Annotated in this window: 33 protein-coding genes; 32 read left to right on the forward strand and 1 reads right to left on the reverse strand. The window is 63.2% G+C overall.

Annotation, left to right across the window (positions count from 1 at the left end; translation table 11 throughout):
• The first annotated feature begins 16 nt into the window (after window positions 1-16).
• The 25 genes from tuf (at window position 17) to J9314_RS06275 (ending at window position 15,404) form a co-directional block, all read left to right on the forward strand.
• Complete coding sequence (gene tuf / locus J9314_RS06155) at window positions 17-1,210, forward strand: elongation factor Tu (RefSeq protein ID WP_210604974.1); 1,194 nt, start codon at window positions 17-19, stop codon at window positions 1,208-1,210.
• A 586-nt stretch (window positions 1,211-1,796) separates the two neighbouring features.
• The gene (rpsJ, locus tag J9314_RS06160) at window positions 1,797-2,105 is read left to right on the forward strand and encodes a 30S ribosomal protein S10 (RefSeq protein WP_009379191.1); all 309 of its coding nucleotides are present in this window, start codon (window positions 1,797-1,799) and stop codon (window positions 2,103-2,105) included.
• A gap of 11 nt (window positions 2,106-2,116) precedes the next feature.
• A complete protein-coding gene (gene rplC / locus J9314_RS06165) occupies window positions 2,117-2,791 on the forward strand; it encodes a 50S ribosomal protein L3 (RefSeq protein ID WP_210604975.1) in 675 nt (224 codons plus the stop codon).
• Between the two features lie 5 nt (window positions 2,792-2,796).
• The gene (gene rplD / locus J9314_RS06170; RefSeq protein ID WP_166970641.1) at window positions 2,797-3,450 is read left to right on the forward strand and encodes a 50S ribosomal protein L4; all 654 of its coding nucleotides are present in this window, start codon (window positions 2,797-2,799) and stop codon (window positions 3,448-3,450) included.
• The gene (gene rplW / locus J9314_RS06175) at window positions 3,447-3,746 is read left to right on the forward strand and encodes a 50S ribosomal protein L23 (RefSeq protein ID WP_181274834.1); all 300 of its coding nucleotides are present in this window, start codon (window positions 3,447-3,449) and stop codon (window positions 3,744-3,746) included. Before rplD ends, rplW begins: the two co-directional genes overlap by 4 nt.
• 30 nt (window positions 3,747-3,776) lie before the next feature.
• Entirely contained in the window at window positions 3,777-4,613 is an 837-nt protein-coding gene (rplB, locus tag J9314_RS06180; RefSeq protein WP_166970645.1) for a 50S ribosomal protein L2, read from the forward strand.
• A gap of 15 nt (window positions 4,614-4,628) precedes the next feature.
• A complete protein-coding gene (gene rpsS / locus J9314_RS06185) occupies window positions 4,629-4,910 on the forward strand; it encodes a 30S ribosomal protein S19 (RefSeq protein ID WP_135537125.1) in 282 nt (93 codons plus the stop codon).
• 42 nt (window positions 4,911-4,952) lie between these two features.
• On the forward strand, window positions 4,953-5,339 hold the full coding sequence (gene rplV / locus J9314_RS06190; RefSeq protein ID WP_166970647.1) for a 50S ribosomal protein L22: 387 nt from the start codon (window positions 4,953-4,955) through the stop codon (window positions 5,337-5,339).
• Window positions 5,339-6,154 (forward strand): 30S ribosomal protein S3, encoded by an 816-nt coding sequence (rpsC, locus tag J9314_RS06195; RefSeq protein ID WP_210604976.1) that lies wholly within the window; start codon window positions 5,339-5,341, stop codon window positions 6,152-6,154. Before rplV ends, rpsC begins: the two co-directional genes overlap by 1 nt.
• Window positions 6,155-6,157: 3 nt before the next feature.
• Window positions 6,158-6,574 (forward strand): 50S ribosomal protein L16, encoded by a 417-nt coding sequence (gene rplP, locus J9314_RS06200; RefSeq protein WP_166970651.1) that lies wholly within the window; start codon window positions 6,158-6,160, stop codon window positions 6,572-6,574.
• Between the two features lie 2 nt (window positions 6,575-6,576).
• Window positions 6,577-6,828 (forward strand): 50S ribosomal protein L29, encoded by a 252-nt coding sequence (gene rpmC, locus J9314_RS06205; protein ID WP_135537474.1) that lies wholly within the window; start codon window positions 6,577-6,579, stop codon window positions 6,826-6,828.
• A complete protein-coding gene (gene rpsQ, locus J9314_RS06210; RefSeq protein WP_166970653.1) occupies window positions 6,828-7,115 on the forward strand; it encodes a 30S ribosomal protein S17 in 288 nt (95 codons plus the stop codon). The genes rpmC and rpsQ overlap by 1 nt, the downstream gene beginning before the upstream one ends.
• Window positions 7,116-7,259: 144 nt before the next feature.
• The gene (gene rplN / locus J9314_RS06215; protein WP_166970655.1) at window positions 7,260-7,628 is read left to right on the forward strand and encodes a 50S ribosomal protein L14; all 369 of its coding nucleotides are present in this window, start codon (window positions 7,260-7,262) and stop codon (window positions 7,626-7,628) included.
• 2 nt (window positions 7,629-7,630) lie between these two features.
• A complete protein-coding gene (rplX, locus tag J9314_RS06220) occupies window positions 7,631-7,999 on the forward strand; it encodes a 50S ribosomal protein L24 (RefSeq protein ID WP_210604977.1) in 369 nt (122 codons plus the stop codon).
• A complete protein-coding gene (gene rplE / locus J9314_RS06225; RefSeq protein ID WP_210604978.1) occupies window positions 7,999-8,568 on the forward strand; it encodes a 50S ribosomal protein L5 in 570 nt (189 codons plus the stop codon). The genes rplX and rplE overlap by 1 nt, the downstream gene beginning before the upstream one ends.
• 68 nt (window positions 8,569-8,636) lie before the next feature.
• Window positions 8,637-9,035 (forward strand): 30S ribosomal protein S8, encoded by a 399-nt coding sequence (gene rpsH / locus J9314_RS06230; protein ID WP_181274836.1) that lies wholly within the window; start codon window positions 8,637-8,639, stop codon window positions 9,033-9,035.
• A 16-nt stretch (window positions 9,036-9,051) separates the two neighbouring features.
• A complete protein-coding gene (gene rplF, locus J9314_RS06235) occupies window positions 9,052-9,588 on the forward strand; it encodes a 50S ribosomal protein L6 (RefSeq protein WP_181274837.1) in 537 nt (178 codons plus the stop codon).
• Window positions 9,589-9,590: 2 nt separating this feature from the next.
• Entirely contained in the window at window positions 9,591-9,971 is a 381-nt protein-coding gene (rplR, locus tag J9314_RS06240; RefSeq protein WP_210604979.1) for a 50S ribosomal protein L18, read from the forward strand.
• Window positions 9,968-10,651, forward strand: coding sequence for a 30S ribosomal protein S5 (gene rpsE / locus J9314_RS06245; RefSeq protein ID WP_219921879.1), 684 nt, complete (start codon window positions 9,968-9,970; stop codon window positions 10,649-10,651). The genes rplR and rpsE overlap by 4 nt, the downstream gene beginning before the upstream one ends.
• Window positions 10,651-10,833 (forward strand): 50S ribosomal protein L30, encoded by a 183-nt coding sequence (gene rpmD, locus J9314_RS06250; protein ID WP_166970667.1) that lies wholly within the window; start codon window positions 10,651-10,653, stop codon window positions 10,831-10,833. The genes rpsE and rpmD overlap by 1 nt, the downstream gene beginning before the upstream one ends.
• A 1-nt stretch (window position 10,834) precedes the next feature.
• Complete coding sequence (rplO, locus tag J9314_RS06255; protein WP_210604980.1) at window positions 10,835-11,287, forward strand: 50S ribosomal protein L15; 453 nt, start codon at window positions 10,835-10,837, stop codon at window positions 11,285-11,287.
• A 282-nt stretch (window positions 11,288-11,569) separates the two neighbouring features.
• Window positions 11,570-12,871: a preprotein translocase subunit SecY gene (secY, locus tag J9314_RS06260; protein WP_210604981.1), complete on the forward strand. Its 1,302-nt coding sequence runs from the start codon at window positions 11,570-11,572 to the stop codon at window positions 12,869-12,871.
• Window positions 12,872-12,920: 49 nt separating this feature from the next.
• Window positions 12,921-13,487, forward strand: a complete 567-nt coding sequence (locus J9314_RS06265) for an adenylate kinase (protein WP_166970673.1) — start codon at window positions 12,921-12,923, stop codon at window positions 13,485-13,487.
• A complete protein-coding gene (map, locus tag J9314_RS06270; protein ID WP_210604982.1) occupies window positions 13,484-14,320 on the forward strand; it encodes a type I methionyl aminopeptidase in 837 nt (278 codons plus the stop codon). The genes J9314_RS06265 and map overlap by 4 nt, the downstream gene beginning before the upstream one ends.
• A 199-nt stretch (window positions 14,321-14,519) precedes the next feature.
• Window positions 14,520-15,404: a PaaX family transcriptional regulator gene (locus tag J9314_RS06275; protein WP_210604983.1), complete on the forward strand. Its 885-nt coding sequence runs from the start codon at window positions 14,520-14,522 to the stop codon at window positions 15,402-15,404.
• A gap of 112 nt (window positions 15,405-15,516) precedes the next feature.
• Here J9314_RS06275 and J9314_RS06280 read toward each other — a convergent pair whose 3' ends face one another.
• Window positions 15,517-16,668, reverse strand: coding sequence for a MalY/PatB family protein (locus J9314_RS06280; RefSeq protein WP_246490639.1), 1,152 nt, complete (start codon window positions 16,666-16,668; stop codon window positions 15,517-15,519).
• Window positions 16,669-16,903: 235 nt separating this feature from the next.
• Here J9314_RS06280 and J9314_RS06285 point away from each other — a divergent pair, with 235 nt between their 5' ends.
• The 7 genes from J9314_RS06285 to rplQ all read left to right on the forward strand — a co-directional run bounded on the left by J9314_RS06285 (window position 16,904) and on the right by rplQ (window position 23,559).
• Window positions 16,904-19,939, forward strand: coding sequence for an alpha/beta fold hydrolase (locus J9314_RS06285; RefSeq protein WP_210604984.1), 3,036 nt, complete (start codon window positions 16,904-16,906; stop codon window positions 19,937-19,939).
• Window positions 19,940-20,413: 474 nt separating this feature from the next.
• Entirely contained in the window at window positions 20,414-20,635 is a 222-nt protein-coding gene (gene infA, locus J9314_RS06290) for a translation initiation factor IF-1 (RefSeq protein WP_009379245.1), read from the forward strand.
• A 61-nt stretch (window positions 20,636-20,696) separates the two neighbouring features.
• Window positions 20,697-20,810: a 50S ribosomal protein L36 gene (gene rpmJ / locus J9314_RS06295; protein ID WP_009884960.1), complete on the forward strand. Its 114-nt coding sequence runs from the start codon at window positions 20,697-20,699 to the stop codon at window positions 20,808-20,810.
• 212 nt (window positions 20,811-21,022) lie between these two features.
• On the forward strand, window positions 21,023-21,391 hold the full coding sequence (rpsM, locus tag J9314_RS06300; RefSeq protein ID WP_025777905.1) for a 30S ribosomal protein S13: 369 nt from the start codon (window positions 21,023-21,025) through the stop codon (window positions 21,389-21,391).
• A 52-nt stretch (window positions 21,392-21,443) separates the two neighbouring features.
• The gene (gene rpsK / locus J9314_RS06305; RefSeq protein WP_166970679.1) at window positions 21,444-21,848 is read left to right on the forward strand and encodes a 30S ribosomal protein S11; all 405 of its coding nucleotides are present in this window, start codon (window positions 21,444-21,446) and stop codon (window positions 21,846-21,848) included.
• Between the two features lie 146 nt (window positions 21,849-21,994).
• Window positions 21,995-22,993 (forward strand): DNA-directed RNA polymerase subunit alpha, encoded by a 999-nt coding sequence (locus J9314_RS06310; RefSeq protein ID WP_210604985.1) that lies wholly within the window; start codon window positions 21,995-21,997, stop codon window positions 22,991-22,993.
• 23 nt (window positions 22,994-23,016) lie between these two features.
• On the forward strand, window positions 23,017-23,559 hold the full coding sequence (rplQ, locus tag J9314_RS06315; RefSeq protein WP_210604986.1) for a 50S ribosomal protein L17: 543 nt from the start codon (window positions 23,017-23,019) through the stop codon (window positions 23,557-23,559).
• The last annotated feature ends 69 nt before the right edge of the window (window positions 23,560-23,628 follow it).

Below are 23,628 nucleotides of genomic sequence, written 5' to 3' on the forward strand. Positions count from 1 at the left end.
CACGAGGAGGAACCCAGTGGCAAAGGCTAGTTTCGAACGGACTAAGCCGCACGTCAACATCGGCACCATCGGCCACGTTGACCACGGAAAGACCACCCTGACCGCCGCGATCACCAAGGTCCTGGCGGATCAGTACCCGGATCTCAATGAGGCTCGCGCCTTCGACCAGGTGGACAATGCACCTGAGGAGAAGGAGCGCGGCATCACCATCAACGTCTCGCACGTTGAGTACCAGACGGAGAAGCGCCACTACGCTCACGTCGATGCCCCGGGTCACGCCGACTACGTGAAGAACATGATCACCGGTGCTGCACAGATGGACGGCGCCATCCTCGTCGTTGCCGCCACCGATGGTCCGATGCCTCAGACCCGTGAGCACGTGCTGCTCGCTCGTCAGGTCGGCGTCCCCTACATCGTCGTGGCTCTGAACAAGTCCGACATGGTCGAAGACGAAGAGCTCCTCGAGCTCGTCGAATTCGAGGTCCGCGACCTGCTCTCGAGCCAGGAGTTCGACGGAGACAACGCTCCTGTCATCCAGGTGTCCGCTCTCAAGGCCCTCGAAGGCGACGAGAAGTGGGTCAAGAGCGTCCAGGATCTCATGGCCGCTGTCGACGACAACGTTCCGGAGCCGGAGCGCGACGTCGACAAGCCGTTCCTCATGCCCGTCGAGGACGTCTTCACGATCACCGGTCGTGGAACCGTCGTCACCGGTCGTGTCGAGCGCGGCGTCCTGCTGCCGAACGACGAGATCGAAATCGTCGGCATCAAGGAGAAGTCGTCCAAGACGACCGTCACCGCCATCGAGATGTTCCGCAAGACCCTGCCGGATGCTCGTGCAGGTGAGAACGTCGGTCTGCTTCTTCGCGGCACCAAGCGCGAAGACGTGGAGCGCGGTCAGGTCATCGTGAAGCCGGGTTCGATCACCCCGCACACCAAGTTCGAAGCCCAGGTCTACATCCTGAGCAAGGACGAGGGCGGACGTCACAACCCGTTCTACTCGAACTACCGTCCGCAGTTCTACTTCCGGACCACGGACGTCACCGGCGTCATCACGCTGCCCGAGGGCACCGAGATGGTCATGCCCGGCGACAACACCGACATGTCGGTCGAGCTCATCCAGCCGATCGCCATGGAGGACGGCCTCCGCTTCGCTATCCGCGAGGGCGGCCGCACCGTCGGCGCCGGTCGAGTCACCAAGATCGTTGCCTGATCTGACTCACTGAGTACCAGAGCCGAGGGCCGCAATCCTTTCGAGGGTTGCGGCCCTCGGTGTATTTCGAGGAGGTGCCCGCCCAAAGGTGTGCCCGCCGGAGGCTGGCGCGTCCACTGTCTATGGAAAATGCACGCGGGGTGATGAAAATCAGCACGCGTGCATTTTCAATAGACAGTGACATGAGAATCAGGGGAGGTGCGCCGCGCGATGTCCGGGGGAGTGGCGCCTGCGCGTGGGCCTGAGAGATCGCTCACAGGAGACAGTCCTGGAATTGCGCGCGTGAAGTGCTATATGACAAGATGGTGAAGTTGCGTTTTGGGCGTTGACCCCTGCACTGCGGTAGCGATACCGCGAACAGCCCGGAACACTATCGGATCGATGAATCTGCATCAAGCGGGTTCGGACCGAGCAGCCAATGAGTAGAAGCGCCGTCGGCGTTCAGGTGAGAAGTGAGAATTTCTCCGCCAGGATCAGCCGACACGCCCGACCTCGGGGGTCGGTCATGGTCAGCCGGCACAGACCGCAGACATCCCAGATGCCCTGCAGTTGATGGCCGGAAGTTACTGAAGAAAGAGACGACGCCATGGCGGGACAGAAGATCCGCATCCGGCTCAAGTCGTACGACCACGCTGTGATCGACAGTGCCGCACGCAAGATCGTGGACACCGTCACTCGCGCTGGCGCGACTGTTGTGGGCCCCGTGCCGTTGCCGACGGAGAAGAACGTGTACTGCGTCATCCGTTCGCCGCACAAGTACAAGGACAGCCGTGAGCATTTCGAAATGCGCACGCACAAGCGTCTGATCGACATCGTCGATCCGACGCCGAAGGCCGTCGATTCGCTCATGCGTCTCGACCTCGCCGACGACGTCAACATCGAGATCAAGCTCTAAGGGAGGCAGCAATGGCGAACACTCGTTCATCCGCTCTCCCGACCACCCGCAAGGTCAAGGGCCTTCTGGGAACCAAGCTGGGCATGACCCAGGTCTGGGATGAGAAGAACAACCTCGTGCCGGTGACCGTTGTGGCCACCGGAAACAATGTCGTCACGCAGATCCGCAACGAGGAAACCGATGGTTACCCCGCTGTGCAGATCGCGTTCGGCGAGATCGATCCTCGCAAGGTCAACAAGCCGACCGCAGGCCACTTCGAGAAGGCTGGCGTGACCCCGCGCCGTCACCTCGTCGAGCTGCGCACTGCAGACGCTGCTGACTACGCGCTCGGCCAGGAACTCGGAGTCGACACGTTCGACGCGGGAATCAAGGTCGATGTGACCGCGAAGACCAAGGGTAAGGGAACCGCAGGTGTTATGAAGCGTCACGGCTTCTCCGGTGTCGGTGCCTCCCATGGTCAGCACCGCAACCACCGCAAGCCAGGGTCGATCGGCGGAGCCGCGACCCCGGGCCGCGTGTTCAAGGGCATGCGCATGGCCGGCCGTATGGGCGCTGTCAAGCACACGACCCAGAACCTCACGATCCACGCCGTGGACAGCGAGAACAACTTCCTGCTCATCAAGGGCGCCGTTCCCGGCCCCAAGGGTGGAGTCGTCCTCGTTCGCTCGGCCGTGAAGGAGGCCTGAACGAAATGACTGATGTCAAGACAGTCGACGTCATCGACGCCGCCGGTGCCAAGGCCGGTTCCGTTGACCTGCCCGCCGAAATCTTCGGCGTGCCAGCCAACGTGCCGCTGATCCACCAAGTCGTCGTTGCGCAGCTGGCTGCGGCCCGTCAGGGTACGCACAAGACGAAGACCCGCTCCGAGGTTCGCGGCGGCGGTCGCAAGCCCTACCGCCAGAAGGGAACCGGCAACGCCCGTCAGGGTTCGATCCGCGCTCCCCAGTACAACGGCGGCGGAATCGTGCACGGACCGGTCCCGCGCGACTACTCGCAGCGGACCCCCAAGAAGATGAAGGCCGCTGCTCTGCGCGGTGCTCTGTCTGATCGTGCACGTCTGGATCAGGTCTTCGTGATGAAGAACCTGGTCACCGGCGATACGCCGTCGACCAAGCAGGCGAAGGCCGCACTGGCCGGCCTGTCCGACCGTAAGAACACCCTCGTGGTGCTCGACCGTGACGACGAGCTCACCTACCTGAGCGTGCGCAACCTGCCCCACGTCCACGTGCTCACCTCCGATCAGCTCAACACCTACGATGTGCTGCTCGCCGATGACATCGTGTTCACCGAGGCAGCTCTGCAGTCGTTCCTGAGCGGCAACCGCAAATCGGAGGACGCATCATGAGTCTGAACTTCAAGGACCCGCGCGACATCATCGTCGCTCCGGTCGTCTCGGAGAAGACCTACAGCCTGATGGACGAGGGCAAGTACACCTTCCTCGTCGATCAGAACTCGAACAAAACCGAGATCAAGCACGCCATTGAATCGATCTTCGATGTGCAGGTCGCCAAGGTCAACACCCTGAACCGTCAGGGCAAGCGCCGCCGCACCCGCACCGGTTGGGGAAAGCGCAAGGACACCAAGCGTGCCATCGTCGCCCTCAAGGACGGATCGATCGACATCTTCGGTGGATCGCTCTAAGCGATCCTTCGTCAAAGAAGGAAAAGACTCATGGGAATCCGTAAGCACAAGCCGACGACCCCGGGCCGCCGTGGCTCGTCGGTCGCCGACTTCGTCGAAGTGACCCGGTCTACACCGGAGAAGTCGCTTCTGCGCCCGCTGCCCAAGCGCGGCGGACGCAACAGTCAGGGACGCGTGACCACTCGCCACCAGGGCGGCGGTCACAAGCGTCAGTACCGTGTCATCGACTTCCGCCGCCATGACAAAGATGGCGTTCCGGCGAAGGTCGCGCACATCGAATATGACCCGAACCGCACGGCTCGCATCGCTCTGCTGCACTACGCAGACGGAGAGAAGCGCTACATCATCGCCCCGCACAACCTCAAGCAGGGTGCGCAGGTCGAGGCCGGACCGGGTGCAGACATCAAGCCGGGCAACAACCTTGCCCTGCGCAACATCCCAGTCGGTACTGTTGTGCACGCTGTCGAGATGCGTCCCGGCGGCGGTGCCAAGATCGCCCGCTCCGCCGGATCCTCCGTGCAGCTGGTGGCCAAGTACGGTCGGTTCGCGCAGCTGCGGATGCCTTCGGGCGAGATCCGCAACGTCGACGCGCGCTGCCGTGCAACCGTCGGCGAGGTCGGCAACGCCGAGCAGTCGAACATCAGCTGGGGCAAGGCAGGCCGCATGCGTTGGAAGGGCAAGCGCCCGACCGTCCGCGGTGTCGTGATGAACCCGATCGACCACCCGCACGGCGGTGGCGAGGGCCGTACTTCGGGTGGTCGTCACCCGGTCAGCCCGTGGGGTCAGCCAGAGGGCCGCACACGCCGGCCGAACAAAGAGAGCGACAAGTACATCGTGCGCCGTCGCCGGACCGGCAAGAAGCGCTGATTGGAGTACTGACTTATGCCTCGTAGCCTCAAAAAGGGTCCTTTCGTCGACGAACACCTGTACCAGAAGGTCGCTCGTCAGAACGAGAAGAACACCAAAAATGTCATCAAAACCTGGTCTCGTCGCTCGATGATCATCCCGGACTTCCTGGGACACACCATCGCAGTACATGACGGACGCAAGCATGTCCCCGTCTTCATCACTGAGTCGATGGTCGGACACAAGCTCGGCGAGTTCGCACCGACACGGACGTTCCGTGGCCACGAAAAGGACGATCGCAAGGGTCGCCGCCGCTGAGGCGGGGCACTCTTACGATCCTAGATAAGAGAGAAGGAAGCGATGGAAGCCAAGGCTAAGGCGCGTTACCTGCGCGTTACGCCTCGCAAGGCTCGGCGCGTCGTCGACCTCATTCGTGGTCAGCAGGCGACCGAAGCACTTGCAGTGTTGAAGTTTGCAGAACAGTCGGCATCAGATCCGATTTACAAGCTCGTGGCCTCCGGCATCGCCAATGCGCGTGTCCGGGCCGACGAGGAAGGCGTTGCGTTCGACGAGAACGAACTGGTCATCTCCGAAGCATTCGTGGACGAGGGGCCGACCATGAAGCGGTTCCGTCCGCGTGCCCAGGGTCGTGCGTTTCGCATTGAGAAGCGCACCAGCCACGTGACCGTGGTCCTGGCCAGCGGTGACGACCTGCCTCAGCGCAAGAGCCGGAAGGGGAACCGCTAATGGGCCAGAAGATCAATCCGAACGGATTCCGACTCGGAATCACCACGGATCACAAGTCGAAGTGGTTCGCTGACTCGACCAAGCCGGGGCAGCGCTACAAGGACTACGTGCTCGAAGATGTCAAGATCCGCCAGATGATGAACACCGGCCTCGAACGGGCCGGCATCTCGAAGGTCAACATCGAGCGCACGCGTGACCGTGTCCGTGTCGACATCCACACCGCTCGTCCGGGCATCGTCATCGGACGTCGCGGAGCCGAAGCCGATCGCATCCGCGGTCAGCTCGAGAAGCTCACCGGCAAGCAGATTCAGCTCAACATCCTTGAGGTGAAGAACCCCGAGGTCGACGCACAGCTCGTCGCGCAGGGTGTTGCCGAGCAGCTCGCCAGCCGCGTGGCCTTCCGCCGCGCGATGCGCAAGGCGATCCAGAGCGCTCAGCGTGCAGGTGCCAAGGGCATCCGCGTGCAGTGCTCGGGCCGCCTCGGCGGTGCTGAGATGAGCCGTTCCGAGTTCTACCGCGAAGGACGTGTGCCCCTGCACACCCTGCGTGCGAACATCGATTTCGGTTTCCACGAAGCCCACACCACCTTCGGACGCATCGGCGTCAAGGTGTGGATCTACAAGGGCGACATGACCGACAAGGAGCTTGCCGCCGAGCAGGCCAAGGCTCCTGCTGCTCGTGGCCCGCGTGGCCGTGGGCGCGGTCGTGGCGGCCGCGGACGTGGTCAGGAAGGCGCTCCGCGCCGCGGCGACCAGGCCCGTACCACTGAGAACAACGCCGAAGCCCCCGCGGCTGAGGCCGGATCGGAGGGCTGAGACATGTTGATCCCTCGTCGAGTGAAATTCCGCAAGCAGCACCACCCCCGTCGGGGCGGCGCCGCCAAGGGAGGCACGACGGTGTCCTTCGGTGACTACGGCATCCAGGCTCTCGAGCCCGCCTACGTCACCAACCGGCAGATCGAGGCCGCACGTATTGCCATGACCCGCTACATCAAGCGCGGCGGCAAGGTGTGGATCAACATCTACCCCGACAACCCCCTGACGAAGAAGCCTGCCGAGACCCGCATGGGTTCCGGTAAGGGTTCGCCCGAGTGGTGGGTTGCCAATGTCAAGCCGGGACGGGTTATGTTCGAACTCGCCGGTGTGTCCGAGGAAGTTGCTCGTGAGGCTCTGCGCCTGGCGATCCACAAGCTTCCGCTGAAGGCCCGCATCGTGGCCCGCGAAGGTGGTGAGTGAGAATGGCAATCGGTTCGAAGAACCTTTCCATCGACGCACTGGACGGTTTCGACAACGAGCGTCTGCTCGAAGAGCTCAAGAAGGCCAAGGCCGAGCTGTTCAACCTGCGTTTCCAGTCGGCCACCGGTCAGCTGGAGAGCCACGGTCGCCTCAAGGCCGTGCGTCGCGACATCGCTCGTATCTACACCGTGCTCAACGAGCGGGAGCTGGACATCCGGCCGAACCCCGCTGATGCTAAGGAAGAGGGCAAGTGATGGCGGAGACCACGAACACTGAGGCCAATGCTGCGGAGCGCAACACCCGCAAGACCGCACGTGGCTACGTTGTATCCGACAAGATGGACAAGACCATCGTCGTCGAGGTCGAGGAGCGCATGAAGCACCGCCTCTACGGCAAGGTCATGCGCAAGTCGGTCAAGTACAAGGTCCACGATGAGGAGAACACCGCCGGAATAGGCGATTTCGTCCTCGTGGCCGAGACGCGGCCCCTTTCGGCCGCGAAGCGTTGGCGGCTCGCCGAGATCATCGAGCGCGCCAAGTAGCCAACGCCGCCCCTCCCACCCGGTCCCGCCCGCGGCCTGATGCAGGCAGCGGGCGGCTACCGGGAATGGGGTGAAATGTCAATGAATCCGTTCCGCAAGGCTCATGCATGCGTGTGAGAACCAGCGCGACGACAGGAGAAAATAGTGATTCAGCAAGAGTCGCGACTCAAAGTCGCCGACAACACTGGCGCCAAGCAGATCCTGGCCATCAGGATCCTGGGTGGCTCCGGTCGGCGCTACGCCTCGATCGGTGACACCATCGTGGCAACCGTCAAGGACGCAATCCCCGGCGGAAACGTGAAGAAGGGCGATGTGGTCAAGGCCGTCATCGTCCGCACCGCCAAGGAACGCCGTCGTCCCGACGGCTCCTACATCAAGTTCGACGAGAATGCAGCTGTCATCCTCAAGAACGAAGGGGAGCCGCGCGGAACCCGTATCTTCGGACCCGTGGGACGCGAACTCCGCGACAAGAAGTTCATGAAGATCGTCTCCCTGGCACCGGAGGTGTTGTGAGCATGGCGAACAAGCTCAAGATCAAGAAGGGCGACCTCGTCCAGGTGATCGCAGGCGCTCGGGCCTCACGCGGCGGCGATCGCGGGAAGCAGGGCAAGGTCCTTGCCGTCTACCCCGATCGCAACCGCGTCCTCGTTGAGGGCGTCAACCGCGTGATCAAGCACAAGAAGGCTACGCAGACTCAGGCCGGCGGCACCGCCGGCGGCCGTGAGACTCACGAAGCCCCCATCCACGTGTCCAACGTGGCGCTCGTTGACCCCAAGGACAACAAGCCCACCCGCGTCGGATACCGCGAGGAGAGCGTCGAGCGTGACGGTCGCACCAAGACCGTTCGGGTTCGCTACTCGCGTCGCACCGGGGAGGAGATCTGATGACGGAAACAACCACCAGCCGTCCCGCACCGCGTCTCAAGCAGGTTTACCGCGAAGAGATCGTTGCGAAGCTGCAGGATGAATTCGGCTACGCCAACCCCATGCAGGTTCCCGGACTGACCAAGGTCGTCGTGAACATGGGTGTGGGTGACGCCGCGCGTGACTCCAAGCTCATCGAAGGTGCCATCAACGATCTCAGTCTGATCACCGGTCAGAAGCCGGTCGTGACCCGGGCTCGCAAGTCCATCGCTCAGTTCAAGCTGCGCGAGGGTCAGCCCATCGGTGCCCACGTGACCATGCGCGGAGCCCGGATGTGGGAGTTCATCGACCGCGTCATCACCCTGGCTCTGCCGCGTATCCGCGACTTCCGCGGACTCTCGGACCGCCAGTTCGACGGAAACGGCAACTACACCTTCGGTCTCACCGAGCAGTCGATGTTCCACGAGATCGATCAGGACAAGATCGACCGTGTCCGCGGCATGGACATCACCGTGGTGACCACGGCGACGACCGACGATGAGGGACGTGCACTGCTGCGTCACCTCGGGTTCCCGTTCAAGACAAAATAATCTCTACGTTGCAGGTCCAAGCACGCACATGTGGGCGGAAACCGTAACGAGGAAGGGCAAGTGCCCAAATGACAATGACTGATCCAGTCGCAGACATGCTTACGCGTCTGCGCAACGCCAACTCGGCTTACCACGAGGACGTCAGCATGCCGTTCTCGAAGCTCAAGTCGAACATCGCCGAGATCCTGAAGGCCGAGGGCTACATCACCGACTGGAGCGTCGAAGACGCCGAGGTCGGAAAGACCCTCATGCTGGACCTCAAGTTCGGACCCAACCGGGAACGTTCCATCGCCGGTCTGCGCCGTGTGTCGAAGCCGGGACTGCGCGTCTACGCGAAGTCCACGAACCTGCCCAAGGTTCTCGGTGGCCTCGGCATCGCCATTCTGTCGACTTCGTCAGGTCTCCTGACGGACCGACAGGCCGCCAAGAAGGGTGTGGGTGGGGAAGTCCTCGCCTACGTCTGGTAAGGAAGGAGAGAAGAAGATGTCACGTATTGGCAAGAACCCGATCTCCGTTCCCAGCGGCGTCGAGGTCAACGTCGACGGCCAGAACGTCGCCGTCAAGGGACCGAAGGGCGAGCTGTCCGTCACCATCGCCGATCCGATCACCGTATCGCTCGACGACGGTGTCATCACCGTGGCCCGTCCGGACGAAGAGCGCGAATCGCGTTCGCTGCACGGACTGTCCCGCACGCTCATCAACAACATGATCGTCGGTGTGACCGAAGGCTACTCGAAGGGCCTCGAGATCGTCGGAACCGGTTACCGTGTACTGGCCAAGGGATCGAACCTCGAGTTCGCCCTCGGCTACAGCCACCCCATCGTCGTCGAGCCGCCGGAGGGAATCTCCTTCAGCGTCGACGGCCAGACGAAGGTCGCTGTCCACGGAATCGACAAGCAGCTGGTCGGCGAGACCGCTGCCAACATCCGGAAGCTGCGCAAGCCTGAACCCTACAAGGGCAAGGGCGTGCGCTACGCCGGCGAAAACGTCCGTCGCAAGGTCGGAAAGGCTGGTAAGTAAAGATGGCCTTTGGCAAGAAGGAAAGCTACGGCAAGGGCAGGGCTGCTGCCCGCAAGCGTCGTCACGTTCGTCTGCGCAAGCAGGTGCACGGAACGGCCGAGCGCCCTCGCCTCTCAGTGACTCGTTCCACGCGCCACGTCTTCGTCCAGGTCATCGACGACACCGTCGGCAAGACCCTGGTCTCGGCCTCCACCATGGAAGCCGACCTGCGGACATTCGAAGGCGACAAGACCGGCAAGGCCCGCAAGGTGGGCGAGCTGGTGGCCCAGCGCGCCAAGGACGCCGGTATCGAAGCCGTCGTCTTCGACCGTGGAGGCAACGCCTACCACGGCCGTGTGCAGGCAATCGCCGAAGGTGCCCGTGAAGGAGGATTGGCCCTATGAGCACTGAAGAGAACAAGGATCAGCAGGCGACTGCTGAGACCCGCAATGACAACAGCGGTGACCGTTCCTCCCGCGGCCGCGGCCAGGGTGGACAGGGCGGCCAGGGTCGTGGACGCGGTGAAGGCCGTGGACGCGGCGGTCGCAATGACCGTGACGACAAGAACCAGTTCATCGAACATGTCGTGACGATCAACCGCGTGTCCAAGGTCGTCAAGGGCGGACGTCGTTTCTCGTTCACGGCTCTCGTCGTGGTCGGAGACGGCGACGGCATGGTCGGCATGGGATACGGCAAGGCGAAGGAAGTTCCTGCCGCCATCGCCAAGGGTGTCGAGGAGGCGAAGAAGAACTTCTTCCGCGTCCCGCGCATCCAGAAGACCATCCCGCACCCGGTCCAGGGCGAGGAAGCCGCAGGAGTCGTCCTGCTGCGTCCGGCTGCTCCCGGTACCGGTGTCATCGCCGGCGGACCCGTCCGTGCGGTCCTCGACGCCGCAGGTGTCCAGGACATCCTGTCGAAGTCGCTGGGTTCGTCGAACGCAATCAACATCGTGCACGCTGCGATCACTGCGCTGAAGAACCTCGAACGTCCCGAGGAAGTTGCGGCTCGCCGTGGCCTCCCCGTCGACGAGGTCGCTCCGCACGCATTGCTGCGAGCAGCTGCTGAAAGTGGGGCGAAGTCCTGATGGCAAAGCTCAAGGTTACTCAGCGCAAGTCCGCCATCGGTGGCCGTCAGAACCAGCGCGACACGCTGCGTTCGCTCGGTCTCAAGCGGATCAACGACGTCGTGGTGCAGGAAGATCGCCCCGAGATCCGGGGAATGATCAATACCGTGCGTCACCTCGTGACTGTGGAAGAGGTCGATTGATATGTCGAACAACGACTCGCTGAAGCTGCACGATCTCCGTCCGGCCCCGGGAGCCAAGACCGCGAAGACCCGCGTGGGTCGCGGTGAGGGTTCGAAGGGCAAGACCGCCGGTCGCGGAACCAAGGGCACGAAGGCCCGCTACCAGGTTCCTGCCGGCTTCGAGGGCGGCCAGACCCCGATGCACATGCGTCTGCCGAAGCTGCGTGGTTTCAAGAACCCCGCCAAGGTGACGTTCCAGGTTGTCAATCTCGACAAGCTGTCGGCACTGTTCCCCGAGGGCGGAGACGTCACCGTCGCCGACCTCGTGGCCAAGGGTGCTGTGCGTCCGAAGCAGCCCGTCAAGGTTCTCGGCACCGGTGAGATCACCGTGGCCCTTAACATCACTGCAGACAAGTTCTCCGGCTCCGCAGCCGAGAAGATCACTGCTGCAGGCGGAAGCACCACCGTAGCCTGATCGGGTCCCGCTGCGCGGGTCCCGGGCAACGGGTCAAGGGGGCGGTCACCGAAAGGTGACCGCCCCCTTCTGCATGCCAGCTCCCGCACCGGCACCGAGGCGGGGCACATTCATCGTCACAGGCGTCTCACATGCCCACACACAGCCTCTGCGCGCCCTTCGTCCAGCCGTCGTCGGTTTCGGCCTGACGCTCATATCCTGGTAGTCTTTTGCAGGTATTTGTTCCCATTCGCCAGGTCGCGACCACGACTCTGACTTTTCATCCGCCAACGAGGAGGACGCTTGATCGGCGCAATCCGGAGGGCTTTCAGAACGCCCGACTTGAGGAAGAAGCTCCTCTTCACCCTGGGCATTCTTGTCATCTTCCGACTCGGCTCGTTCATTCCCTCCCCGGGCATCGACTACAAGCAAGTGCAGCAGTGCGTGGCTTCGCCTCAGCTCAATGAGGGCGGATTCGCGATGATCAACCTCTTCAGCGGCGGCGCTCTGCTGCAGCTGTCGATCTTCGCCCTCGGCATCATGCCCTACATCACCGCGAGCATCATCGTGCAGCTGCTGCGCGTGGTCATCCCGCGCTTCGAGTCGCTGCACAAGGAAGGCGCCTCCGGCCAGGCCAAGCTCACCCAGTACACGCGCTACCTCACCATCGGTCTCGCGATCCTCAACGCAACGACGCTCGTCGCCACCGTCCGCTCCGGCGCGCTGTTCGGCAGCGTCGAAGGCTGCCAGGACCTCATCGCCAACGACACCTGGTGGGGGATCGCTGTCCTCGTGGTCACCCTCACCGCTGGCACCGGCCTCATCATGTGGCTGGGCGAGCAGATCACCGAGCACGGTGTCGGCAATGGCATGTCGCTGCTGATCTTCACCTCGGTTGCCGCGGCCTTCCCATCCTCGCTCGGTGCGATCTTCCGCGAGCAGGGCGTGGACATCTTCCTCATCGTCCTCGCCGTCGGTCTCGTCCTCGTCGCCCTCGTCGTCTTCGTCGAACAGTCGCAGCGGCGAATCCCGGTGCAGTACGCCAAGCGCATGGTGGGCCGTCGCATGTTCGGCGGCACCTCGACCTACATTCCGATCAAGGTGAACATGGCCGGCGTCATCCCGGTCATCTTCGCCTCCTCGGTCCTCTACCTGCCGAGCCTCGTCTCGCAGTTCTTCGACCCGGAGTCGAAGGCGGTCGAGTGGATCAACACGTACCTGACCCGGGGCGACCATCCTCTCTACATCACCATCTACGCGCTGCTGACGATCTTCTTCGCCTACTTCTACGTCGCGATCACCTTCAACCCCGAAGAGGTCGCGGACAACATGAAGAAGTACGGCGGCTTCATTCCCGGCATCCGCGCGGGACGACCGACCGCCGACTACCTGAGCTTCGTGCTCAGCCGCATCAACTTCCCCGGCTCGCTCTACCTGGCCTTCGTCGCTCTGATCCCGCTGATCGCTCTGGTGCTCATCAACGCCAACCAGAACTTCCCGTTCGGCGGCACCTCGCTGCTCATCGTCGTGGGTGTCGGACTCGAGACCGTCAAGCAGATCGACGCGCAGATGCAGCAGCGACACTATGAGGGACTGCTGCGCTGATCACGACCGGACGCTGACGTTCAGCGGACAACCATTGGAAGGACACCTTATGAGTTCACGCATCATTCTGATCGGCCCTCCCGGCGCCGGCAAGGGAACACAGGCCGCACGCCTGTCCGAGGCACTCGGTGTTCCCGCCATCTCGACCGGAGACATCTTCCGCGCGAACGTCAAGGGTGAGACGGAGCTCGGCAAGCTGGCCAAGCGCTACATGGATGCCGGCGAATACGTGCCCGACGAGGTCACGAACTCGATGGTGGCCGACCGTCTGTCCCAGGCAGACGCGGCAGAGGGCTTCCTCCTCGACGGATACCCGCGCACCAGCGCCCAGGTCGACGAACTCGACCGGATCCTCGCCGCAGAGGACAAAGCGATCGAGCACGTCGTCGAACTCACCGCCGATACCGACGAGGTCGTCGCCCGTCTGCTCGCCCGCGCTCAGACAGAAGGTCGCAGCGACGACAGCGAAGACGTCATCCGTCACCGCCTCGACGTCTATGCGGAGCAGACGCAGCCCCTGACCGATATCTATCGGGACCGCGGACTGCTGCGCCAGGTCGACGGCCTCGGCGAGGTCGACGCCATCACCGAGCGCATCCTCTCCGCCATTCGATGATCTTCGGACCACGGATCGAGCTGAAGTCTCCTGCGGAGCTCCAGCTCATGGATCGGGCCGGGCAGCTGACACGCCGAGTGCTGTCAGCTGCCCGGTCCGCGGCTGTTCCCGGAGCCACCACCGCCGAGGTGGATGCCGCTGCCGAGGCCGTCATCGACGCGGCCGGGGCTCGGTCGAATTTCAAGGGCTACCAGGGATTTCCCGCTGTCGTGTGCATCTCCGTGAACGAAGAGATCGTCCACGGCATCCCCGGTTCGAAGGTGCTTCGGACCGGCGATCTCGTCTCCATCGACGGCGGCGCGATCGTCGAGGGATTCCACGGGGACTCCGCGTTCACGATGATCGTCGGCGGCGATGAGGCGGGTACGACCGCCGACCGGGACCTGTCCGCAGCCACCGAGGCGGCCATGTGGGCAGGAATCGCCGCCTTTGCCACCGGAACGAAGGTCAGCGACATCGGGGACGCCATCGACGACTACGTCACCGAGGCGCACCCGCAGCTCGGACTCGTCGAAGAGTTCACCGGTCACGGCATCGGCACCGCCATGCATATGGCTCCCGATGTGCTCAACTACCGGGCCAGGTCGAACGGACCGAAGATCCGTCCGGGGATGTGCCTGGCGATCGAGCCCATGCTCACCAACGGCAGTTCCGAGGCCGTGACCTTATCCGACGACTGGACCGTCGTGACCGCCGACGGCTCACGCGCGAGCCATTGGGAGCACAGCGTGGCTCGCCACGACGGGGGAGTGTGGGTGCTCACCGCCGAGGATGGGGGAGCGTCCGGGTTGGCGCCCTTCGGAGTCACGCCTGTGCCTCCGTCGGCCGCCTGAGGGGAGAGGCCGATCGGCTCGTGCCGATCAGGTCGTCAGCGACTGCTTCTTCAATGAGGCCTTGCCGACGAAGTAGACGGCCGTGAATGTGCCCGATGCCGTCATCAGGGCGAGAGCGAACATCCATGTAGCGGTCTCGGAGATCTCGGCGCCGGCCGGTTCGGCACCGATCCTTGTGTTTTCACGTTAGGATCTGGCCATGAAGGGTGTCCACGATGTCCCGAAACGTCGGGCAGATGTGGGTGATCGCTATCGAATGACGCGGATCACCTTCGATGTCGTGTCCGCTTTCGGGTGCCTGCGTGCTCGCGCACTGCCTGGTCCCATCATCGTCGGCATTCTCGCCGAGCACGGGTATTCGACCTCGAGCGTGCACAATCAGCTCGTACGCATGGTCCAGCGCGGTCTGCTTGAGAGCAGTCGGGTCGGTCGCGTAAGCGTGTACCGACTCGGCGAACACCTTCTCACGGGTTTCCGCGACATCGGCGGTCAGCGCGAGACTCCGGAATACCAGGGACTCTTCCACTCGGTTCTCTATTCGATTCCTGAGAGCGCGAGGACCGTCCGTGATCGTTTCCGCTATGTTGCAGATCAGCTCGGCTATCGTCAGCTGCGTCCGGGGATTCTCATCGGGCTGGCCGACCGTTCGTCCGATCTCGTCACTTTGCTGCCGGAGATCGAACTCCCCGGCTGGATCGAATTCGGAGAACTCACCCCGGCGGATCTGGACGCGGCGAAGCGGATGACCTCACTGGCCTTCGGGCTCGAGGATGCCGGTGTCCGGCTCCCACGCCTCGAGGCGCGAATGAACGAGCTGAGTCTGGACGGCAGTCAGCCGGGTGCTGGGTGTCCCGAACTCGGTCTGGCCGCGTTCTTCGACCTGTACTTCGATGTCGCGCGGATGGTGATGTCCCAGCCGCTGCTTCCTCCGACTCTGGTCGACGTCGCTCAGCCGGCGACGCGCTGCAGGGAGCTGATGAGTCGCTGCAACCTCGAGTACTACCTGAGATTCGATCAGCAGATCCGTGAGATCGCCGGTTCCCGCTCCTCGTTCGACCTCATCGAATGGATGCCCGAGGACTGACCGCCTGACCGCCTGACCGGCACAGCGCCTGAACGGTCTGTCGGCGCAGCGCCGCCGGCGGACGATTCGCCAGCGGCGCTGCGCCGGTCGTTCGGGGGAGACCCTGCGTGGGTCAGAGGTTCCGGGCGATCCTCTCGATCGCCTCGGTGAGCAGAGGACGGGGGAGTGCGAAGTTGACCCGGATGTGACCGGCTCCGACCGCGCCGCACAGGCGCCCCTCGGTCACGGCCACCTCGGCGCGGGATTCGATGTGTTTGGCCAAGTCTGTCTCGAGGCCGTACCCGCGCAGATCCAGCCAGGCAAGGTAGGTGCCCTCGGGCTGGATATATGCGGCATTCGGCAGGAGGGTGGAGACGAGATCCGTGAGCAGGTCACGGTTGCCCTTGAGGTAGCCGGTGATCTCGGCAAGCCAGTCCCGTGAGCTGTTGTACGCAGCCGTGGTCGCCAGGATTCCCGGGTTCGATGCGGCACCGGAGACGAACTGGCCCTTCTGCGCCCAAGTCTGGCGGTCCTCGGCCGAGGTGAGGATGAGCTGGGCACATTTGAGGCCGGGGATGTTGAAGGCTTTCGACGCTGCGGTCGCGGTTGTGGTGTGGGCCGCGGTCGCGTCGGTGAGGGTGGCGTACGGGGTGTGGCGCGCGGGACCGTAGACGACGGGGGCATGGATCTCATCGGAGAACACGCGCGCACCTGCGGATTCGACCACCTCGGCGAGGGCGAGGAGCTCGGATTCGGTGTAGACCTTGCCGATCGGATTGTGGGGATTGCACAGGACGAGAGTGGCCCCGGGGGTCAGCGCGGCGGCGATGGCGTCGAGATCCATCGACCAGCCGGTCTCCGACCGCAGCATCGGCACCTCGATGAGCTCGCGGCCGGTGACCTTCGCGACGTCGAAGAACGGCATATAGGCGGGCGTCGGCAGTACGATCGGAGTGTCGGCCGGGGTGAGATGGGTGAGGACGCCGACGAAGGCGGCGATGACGTCGCTGGCCGGTTCGATGTGATCGGTGGGGATCTGCCAGCCGTAGCGGTCGAGACAGAAGTCCGCGGTCGCGGACTTGAGATCGGCCGTGAGACCGTAAGGTGCATAGCCGTAGAGATCGCGCTCATCGATCTCGCGCAGGGCCTGCCGGACGGCGGGAGCGACACCGAAGTCCATCTCGGCGATGAAGGCACCGATCGACCCGGGGAAGGTCGACCACTTGCGGCCTCCCTTGGCGATGAGGGACTCCTGGGTGATGGCGTCGAGATCCAGCACGCTCATTCTCCTTCGATGGTCACGATCATGTGATCGTCGGTCACGGTTCGACTGCGCAGGATTCCCCGGCGCAGTGCCCACGGTAGCAGTCGATATCCGCTCGCCGAGGTGGCCTCTGACTTGTGCTGTCATGGACGATGATCTGGTGCCGGTCCCGGATGGGTCAACGTCTCGAATAACGAAACGATAACGAAGAGTATGAAAAAGTTCTGAACGTTATCTGTACGTTACTGTAGCGGTTATGACCCGAATCACATTCAAGGGGTCTTCGCGTGTTCTGGGAGCGTCGATCATCGGCGCTTCCCTGCTGCTGGCCGGGGGCTCATCCGCCTTCGCCGCACCCACTCCGGAGTCCGCCGCATCACAGACGTCCACCGCCGAATCGTCCGCTCAGCCCGCTGACAGCGACAAGCATAAATTCGAAATCACACTCGGCATCGACAAAGAGGTCGAGGCCTCGCCTCGACTCGTCGTTCCCGTAACCCTGAGCGCGGAGGCCGGAACCGGCCTGAAGATCGTGCACGCCTCGAACAACGAGACCGTCAAGGGCACGGAGACCGAACTGGCCACCGGAGGTGACGAGCTCGACGCCGAACTCGACGGGTCCGCACTGGAACCTGGTACCTACATCGTCAAGACCGACGACAACCTCAAGAGCAGCGACGACTTCACGGTCAGCGACCCCGACGAGACGGATTCGAAAGATCCCGACCCGACGCCCGAGCCGACGCCCGAGCCCACCGAATCCACTGCAGCCAGTGAAGGGGCAGAGGATAAGTCCGAGACTTCCGGTGAGAAGTCGCCTTCCGAAGACGAAGGCGACGCTGCCGATGCCGACCTCGACGAGTTCTACCCGGAGCTGGCCAAGGAACTCTTCGGTCAGGACGACGGCACGTACAAGATCTCCGATCCCAAGGGCGGCGGCACAGGCGCCGGAAACATTCCCCCGGGGCTGCAGAAGTACTACAACCAGAGCGTCGATCTTTCCGGTGAGAACTGCCAGAAACTCGGCTACCCCGACTACACTTCACGGATCGGACGCACACCTGAATGCGGCTACGTCATCGCGCCCATCGATGCGAAGAATCCGAAAGCCGGCAACGTCGCCATCGCCATGATGAAGGTGCCCTCCGGCAAGGTCGTCGACGGCAAGTTCGAGAAGACGAAGTCTCAGGGATCCGTGGCCTGGAACCCCGGCGGACCCGGCGGTTCCGGCATGACGATGGGCGTGGCTGGAGCCATCAGCGAACCCGACCTCGCCGCGAGCTTCGACCTCGTGGGCTTCGACCCGCGCGGCACCGGCGGCTCGATGCCGTTCTCGCAGTGCTCGACGGATGAGCAGCTCGACGCCGACCGTGCCGAAGACGCGTGGGCCGGTGACCGTGACGAGGCAGAAGACCTGCTGAACGAGCAGTACGAACGCTATGCCAACGACTGCATCGAGAACACCGGCAAACTGTTCGACCTGGGCGAGGGCGGCCAGGAGAACCTGATGAAGCACCTCGGCACCTGGGATGCCGTGGGCGACCTCGACCTCATCCGCTCGACCAGCCAGGACGAGAAACTCGACTACATCGGCTTCTCGTATGGCACGCGGCTCGGCTACGTCTACGCTCAGAAGTTCCCGCAGAACGTCGGGCGACTCGTCCTTGACGGGGCCGTGGACCCGGGCAACGTCGAAGCCTATAAGGCACTGAAGGACATCAATAAGGACCCGCAGACCTATCTCGACGCCAGCGGTAAGGTCGTCAAGGCCCAAGACGCCGAAGAGGACGAAGACGACTCCGTCAAGCAGATCGCCGGCTTCCAAGGCACCTTCGAACAGTTCGCACTCGATTGCTCGGCCAAGGGCGCCGACGGCAGGACCTGGGCCGAAACCTACCCGGGAATCGAATTCCCCAAGCACCTCGAGAGCTTGGCTGATGAGACCTTCACCTGCGCCCTCGGCGACGGAATCGACGATCGGGATGCTCTGACGAAGGCGAACCAGAACATCCTCCGATCCCTGGAAGGCGATCCGGTGCCGACCGGCGTCGACGGCGATGACCGCGACGTCACATTCGGCGACGCGCGCACCGGTGTCATCCAGGCGCTGTACTCCGAATCCCTGTGGCCGGATCTGGCATTGGGGCTGGCTGAGCTGAAAGCGGGAGACTCCGCGGGAGTGCTCATGCAGCTGGCCGACAGTTACAACGAACGCGACGCAGAGGGCCACTACGACCCGATGCTGCAGGCCTTCACCAATATCCGCTGCACCGATGAGAACAGCTTCGGCAAGAAGCCGGACATCAAGGAGCTGCGCGACCTCGCCAAGCGCTACGACGAGGCAGGTCCGTTCCAATCGGCATCGGTCTCTCCCGGAGTCTACGACTACTGCGACTTCTGGAAGTTCAAGGGCACCCTGCCCAAGCCGAAGCACCTGACGGCCGTGCCGAACGTCCTTGTGGTGTCCACCTCGCATGACTCCGCGACACCGTATGCCGCGGGAGTGAAGCTGGCCCGCACGATCGACGGCAGCCTGCTCTCGGTCTCAGGTGCCTCGCACACCTCATATATGTCCGGAGATGAGAACAAGGCATGCACGGACGCGACAGTCAACGGGTTCCTGACGAAGGGCACCCTGCCCAAGCTCGGTGACTTCGGGCCGAAGCTGCCCAAGCCCGACACCGCTGTCGACGACAGGGACGAGACCATCACCCTGCCCAACCGGTGCAAGATGGACACCTTCCGCGCCGACGACTTCACCCTCTCGAAAGACACTGTTCACGCCGGTGACAAGGTGCAGGCCATGGTCAAGCACCTCGGATCCGAGCAGTCCTACACCGTGGAGTTCGAAATCGGAGGCACGTTCGGCACGCTGAGCACCGACAACGGTGGAAACGCCACCGCCGAGGTGACCGTGCCCAAGGCCGCCAAGCCCGGCACATATGTCGTCCAGGTCCTCGACGCCGACGGCAAGACCGCCGCGAACACCACGTTGACGGTTGTGGACGACGACGAAGGCAAGAGCGATGACGGCAGCAATGACGGAAAGCACGACGACCCGAAGGGCGGCGGATCCGATGACGGAGGCTCGGATGGAGCGACTGCCGGGTCGAACGGCGGTTCGTCCGACGGGTCTGCAGACGGACAGGACAACAACGGCAGCGGCAACGGAGGCGGGCACCTGCCTCGCACCGGCGCCGAACTGCTGCCGCTGATCGCCGCAGCACTCGCCCTGCTCACGGCCGGTGGACTCGTCTATCGCGCTTCGAGGCGAAAGACCGCTGCGCACTGACGAATGATCCGCAGTGCGACCTCCCCTCGAAAGGAGGCGGCGGATGAGTGAGCAGTGAGCGAGCCGGGAACGGAACCCCACCGTTCCCGGCTCGCCTGCGTTCGGGCTCGAGGAGGCTGCGGCAGGGGAGGGGACCGCGCCGCTCGCTGACCCGTCCTGGACATGCCCAGGACGGGGCCGCCTCGGCGAAGCTGGACCTGCCCAGGGCAGGGCCGCCTCGGCGAAGGAGGGATTGTAAGTGACTTCACGCTGTGAAGCGAGCACCGTGTGGAAGATCCATCGACCGTAGTGTAAGATTGATGATTGGTCTGTTCTCACTCAACTCACCCTTTTTCGGATGTGGGCGGCTTCTGCCATCCACTCCTTTTCATGTGGTGACGAGGACTGCAGTCCAAGGGGTCGCCGACGTGAGTCGGTGATACACGATTACGTCGAACGCGAGGGTATCGCGGGAATACGAGGTTAGCGAACGATATGGCCAAAAAAGAAGGGGTCATTGAGATCGAAGGGACCGTTGTCGAGGCTCTGCCGAACGCATCGTTTCGGGTCGAGCTGAGCAACGGGCACAAAGTGTTGGCGCACATCTCCGGAAAGATGCGTCAGCATTACATCCGCATCCTTCCCGAGGACCGGGTCATCGTGGAGCTGTCTCCATATGACCTCTCGCGCGGACGAATCGTTTACCGGTACAAGTAAGGATCTTCGATCATTCGCGTCTTGCTCCCCTCGGGGGCAAGGACCGAAAGAAGGAAAAACGATGAAGGTTAAGCCCAGCGTCAAGAAGATCTGCGAAAACTGCCAGATTACCCGCCGTCACGGTCGGGTCATCGTCATCTGCTCCAACCCGCGCCACAAGCAGCGTCAGGGCTGAGCAGCTCTTTCAGCAGATCGAGGCTCCTCCGGGAGTCTCAAGCAGCACCACACCCGCGCAAACCTCGCCATCTGCGGATGAGCGGTCGGGAAGTCTGAATTTCCGGGCTGTGAATCGCAGGACGACACCTCCGGTCGGGGGCCGGAGACCTTGGGAGACCAGGGACAGGTTTGCATCAGCACCTCCGAAACAACAACAGGAGATACGTACCTATGGCACGACTTGCCGGAGTCGACATCCCGCGTGAAAAGCGCGTGGAGGTCGCCTTGACATACATCTATGGTGTGGGCCGCACCCGTGCGCGCCAGACCCTGACCGAAACGGGAATCAGCCCTGATACCCGTGTGAAGGACTTGAGCGACGCAGAGCTCGTCCAGCTGCGTGACTACATCGAGGGCACATTCCAGGTTGAGGGTGACCTCCGTCGTGAGGTGGCCGCTGATATTCGCCGCAAGGTCGAAATCGGAAGCTACGAAGGCCTGCGTCACCGCCGCGGTCTGCCGGTTCGCGGACAGCGGACCAAGACGAATGCGCGTACCCGCAAGGGGCCCAAGCGCACCGTGGCCGGTAAGAAGAAGTAACACGCTCACTCGGTTGGCTAGGACCAACCGCCTCGATCAGGAGTAAGGACATATGCCTCCCAAGTCACGCGCCGCAACAGCGCGCAAGCCTCGCCGCAAGCTGAAGAAGAATATCGTCGCCGGCCAGGCCCACATCAAATCAACCTTCAACAACACCATCGTGTCGATCACCGACCCGTCAGGTGCTGTCATCTCCTGGGCCTCCTCAGGTGAGGTCGGCTTCAAGGGTTCGCGCAAGTCGACCCCGTACGCCGCTCAGATGGCTGCCGAATCGGCCGCTCGTCGGGCGCAGGAACACGGCCTGAAGAAGGTCGACGTGTTCGTCAAGGGCCCGGGCTCGGGCCGCGAGACCGCGATCCGTTCGCTGCAGGCCGCCGGTCTGGAACTGGGCACCATCCAGGATGTCACCCCGGTCCCATTCAACGGCTGCCGTCCCCCCAAGCGCCGCCGCGGCTGATCCTGAAACTGCAACGGATGTCGGATCGCAATCCGACATCGGTCGCAGAACGGATTCCCAGATAACCCGAACCGTTCTTCATGGCCTGAAGCCATGACGTGCAGTGCGAACGTCATATAGCGGATGTTCGCTGAAAGGAAGCCCACGTGCTCATTGCACAGCGCCCAACGCTCACGGAAGAAGTCGTCTCCGATAACCGCTCACGGTTCGCCATCGAACCGCTCGAGCCCGGATTCGGCTACACCCTCGGCAACTCGCTTCGTCGGACCCTGCTGTCCTCGATTCCCGGTGCCGCAGTCACGTCCATCCGGATCGACGGAGTTCTCCACGAGTTCAGCACCGTTCCGGGAGTGAAGGAGGATGTCACCGAGTTCATCCTCAACCTGAAGTCCCTGGTCGTGTCGTCCGAATTCGACGAACCGGTCGTGGCCTACCTGCGCAAGCAGGGTCCCGGCAATGTGACCGCTGCCGACGTCTCTGCTCCCGCCGGGGTCGAGATCCACAATCCGGATCTGCACATCGCCACGCTGAATGGTGAAGGTCGTCTGGATATGGAACTGACCATCGAACGCGGACGCGGATATGTGTCGAGCGCCCAGAACAAGAACGCGGATGCAGAGATCGGCCGGATCCCGGTCGATTCGATCTACTCCCCGGTTCTCAAGGTCACCTACAAGGTCGAAGCCACGCGTGTCGAACAGCGCACCGACTTCGACCGCCTCGTCCTCGACGTCGAGACCAAGCCCTCGATGACCCCGCGCGATGCCATCGCATCGGCGGGTAAGACCCTGGTCGAGCTCTTCGGCCTGGCTCGAGAGCTCAACGTCGAAGCCGAAGGCATCGAGATCGGACCCTCGCCTGTGGACGCGGCCCTGGCCGCTGACCTGGCGCTGGCCATCGAAGATCTCGACCTGACCGTGCGCTCCTACAACTGCCTCAAGCGTGAGGGCATCCACACCGTCGGTGAGCTCGTTGCTCGCAGCGAAGCCGACCTGATGGATATCCGCAACTTTGGTTCGAAGTCGATCGACGAGGTCAAGGCGAAGCTCAACGAGCTCGGCCTCAGCCTCAAGGACAGTCCTGCCGGATTCGAAGCCGGTCTCGTTGATGAGGACCAGTCCTACGTCGAAGACGAACAGTACTGATCAAGACCTAGGAGTAACTCACCATGCCAACCCCAACCAAGGGTCCCCGCCTCGGCGGATCGCCCACACACGAGCGCCTGATGCTCAACAACATGGCAGCTCAGCTGTTCGAGCACAAGCAGATCACCACGACCGTGACCAAGGCCAAGCGCCTGCGTCCGGTCGCCGAGCGGATGATCACGAACGCCAAGAAGGGTGACCTGGCCTCACGTCGTCGCGTTCTCGGCCAGATCACCGACAAGTCGATCGTGCACGAGCTCTTCACCTCGATCGCCGAGACCATGGCCGAGCGTCCCGGCGGGTATACCCGGATCACGAAGATCGGTCCGCGCCCCGGCGACAATGCGCCGATGGCCGTCATCGAACTGGTCCTCGAGCCCTACTCGCCGAAGCAGGCGACCGTGAAGGAAGCCGAGCAGGCCACCGCCGCTGCGGCTCCCGCCGCGGACGAGGCTCCGGCAGAGGCCGAAGAGGCACCGGCTGAGGCCGAGGTCGTCGAGGAGGCTCCGGTCGAGGCCGAGGCCGAGACTGCTGAAGAGTCCACCGAGGCTGCCGAGGAGAAGTAACACATCCTCCGGCTGAACTGCTCCGCGCGATAGGAGCAGCCGCCGACCACTTCGGGCGGGCATCCACAC

It is taken from the genome of Brevibacterium oceani, from assembly GCF_017948325.1.
Lineage (GTDB): Bacteria > Actinomycetota > Actinomycetes > Actinomycetales > Brevibacteriaceae > Brevibacterium > Brevibacterium oceani.

Excerpts from the sequence above, each read along its gene's own strand:
- rpsJ (WP_009379191.1), top strand. The coding sequence starts at position 1,797 with ATGGCGGGACAGAAGATCCGCATCCGGCTCAAGTCGTACGACCACGCT.
- rplC (WP_210604975.1), top strand. The coding sequence starts at position 2,117 with ATGGCGAACACTCGTTCATCCGCTCTCCCGACCACCCGCAAGGTCAAG.
- rplD (WP_166970641.1), top strand. The coding sequence starts at position 2,797 with ATGACTGATGTCAAGACAGTCGACGTCATCGACGCCGCCGGTGCCAAG.
- rplW (WP_181274834.1), top strand. The coding sequence starts at position 3,447 with ATGAGTCTGAACTTCAAGGACCCGCGCGACATCATCGTCGCTCCGGTC.
- rplB (WP_166970645.1), top strand. The coding sequence starts at position 3,777 with ATGGGAATCCGTAAGCACAAGCCGACGACCCCGGGCCGCCGTGGCTCG.
- rpsS (WP_135537125.1), top strand. The coding sequence starts at position 4,629 with ATGCCTCGTAGCCTCAAAAAGGGTCCTTTCGTCGACGAACACCTGTAC.
- rplV (WP_166970647.1), top strand. The coding sequence starts at position 4,953 with ATGGAAGCCAAGGCTAAGGCGCGTTACCTGCGCGTTACGCCTCGCAAG.
- rpsC (WP_210604976.1), top strand. The coding sequence starts at position 5,339 with ATGGGCCAGAAGATCAATCCGAACGGATTCCGACTCGGAATCACCACG.
- rplP (WP_166970651.1), top strand. The coding sequence starts at position 6,158 with ATGTTGATCCCTCGTCGAGTGAAATTCCGCAAGCAGCACCACCCCCGT.
- rpmC (WP_135537474.1), top strand. The coding sequence starts at position 6,577 with ATGGCAATCGGTTCGAAGAACCTTTCCATCGACGCACTGGACGGTTTC.
- rpsQ (WP_166970653.1), top strand. The coding sequence starts at position 6,828 with ATGGCGGAGACCACGAACACTGAGGCCAATGCTGCGGAGCGCAACACC.
- rplX (WP_210604977.1), top strand. The coding sequence starts at position 7,631 with ATGGCGAACAAGCTCAAGATCAAGAAGGGCGACCTCGTCCAGGTGATC.
- rplE (WP_210604978.1), top strand. The coding sequence starts at position 7,999 with ATGACGGAAACAACCACCAGCCGTCCCGCACCGCGTCTCAAGCAGGTT.
- rpsH (WP_181274836.1), top strand. The coding sequence starts at position 8,637 with ATGACAATGACTGATCCAGTCGCAGACATGCTTACGCGTCTGCGCAAC.
- rplF (WP_181274837.1), top strand. The coding sequence starts at position 9,052 with ATGTCACGTATTGGCAAGAACCCGATCTCCGTTCCCAGCGGCGTCGAG.
- rplR (WP_210604979.1), top strand. The coding sequence starts at position 9,591 with ATGGCCTTTGGCAAGAAGGAAAGCTACGGCAAGGGCAGGGCTGCTGCC.
- rpsE (WP_219921879.1), top strand. The coding sequence starts at position 9,968 with ATGAGCACTGAAGAGAACAAGGATCAGCAGGCGACTGCTGAGACCCGC.
- rpmD (WP_166970667.1), top strand. The coding sequence starts at position 10,651 with ATGGCAAAGCTCAAGGTTACTCAGCGCAAGTCCGCCATCGGTGGCCGT.
- rplO (WP_210604980.1), top strand. The coding sequence starts at position 10,835 with ATGTCGAACAACGACTCGCTGAAGCTGCACGATCTCCGTCCGGCCCCG.
- J9314_RS06265 (WP_166970673.1), top strand. The coding sequence starts at position 12,921 with ATGAGTTCACGCATCATTCTGATCGGCCCTCCCGGCGCCGGCAAGGGA.
- map (WP_210604982.1), top strand. The coding sequence starts at position 13,484 with ATGATCTTCGGACCACGGATCGAGCTGAAGTCTCCTGCGGAGCTCCAG.
- J9314_RS06275 (WP_210604983.1), top strand. The coding sequence starts at position 14,520 with ATGAAGGGTGTCCACGATGTCCCGAAACGTCGGGCAGATGTGGGTGAT.
- J9314_RS06280 (WP_246490639.1), bottom strand. The coding sequence starts at position 16,668 with ATGAGCGTGCTGGATCTCGACGCCATCACCCAGGAGTCCCTCATCGCC.
- J9314_RS06285 (WP_210604984.1), top strand. The coding sequence starts at position 16,904 with ATGACCCGAATCACATTCAAGGGGTCTTCGCGTGTTCTGGGAGCGTCG.
- infA (WP_009379245.1), top strand. The coding sequence starts at position 20,414 with ATGGCCAAAAAAGAAGGGGTCATTGAGATCGAAGGGACCGTTGTCGAG.
- rpmJ (WP_009884960.1), top strand. The coding sequence starts at position 20,697 with ATGAAGGTTAAGCCCAGCGTCAAGAAGATCTGCGAAAACTGCCAGATT.
- rpsM (WP_025777905.1), top strand. The coding sequence starts at position 21,023 with ATGGCACGACTTGCCGGAGTCGACATCCCGCGTGAAAAGCGCGTGGAG.
- rpsK (WP_166970679.1), top strand. The coding sequence starts at position 21,444 with ATGCCTCCCAAGTCACGCGCCGCAACAGCGCGCAAGCCTCGCCGCAAG.
- rplQ (WP_210604986.1), top strand. The coding sequence starts at position 23,017 with ATGCCAACCCCAACCAAGGGTCCCCGCCTCGGCGGATCGCCCACACAC.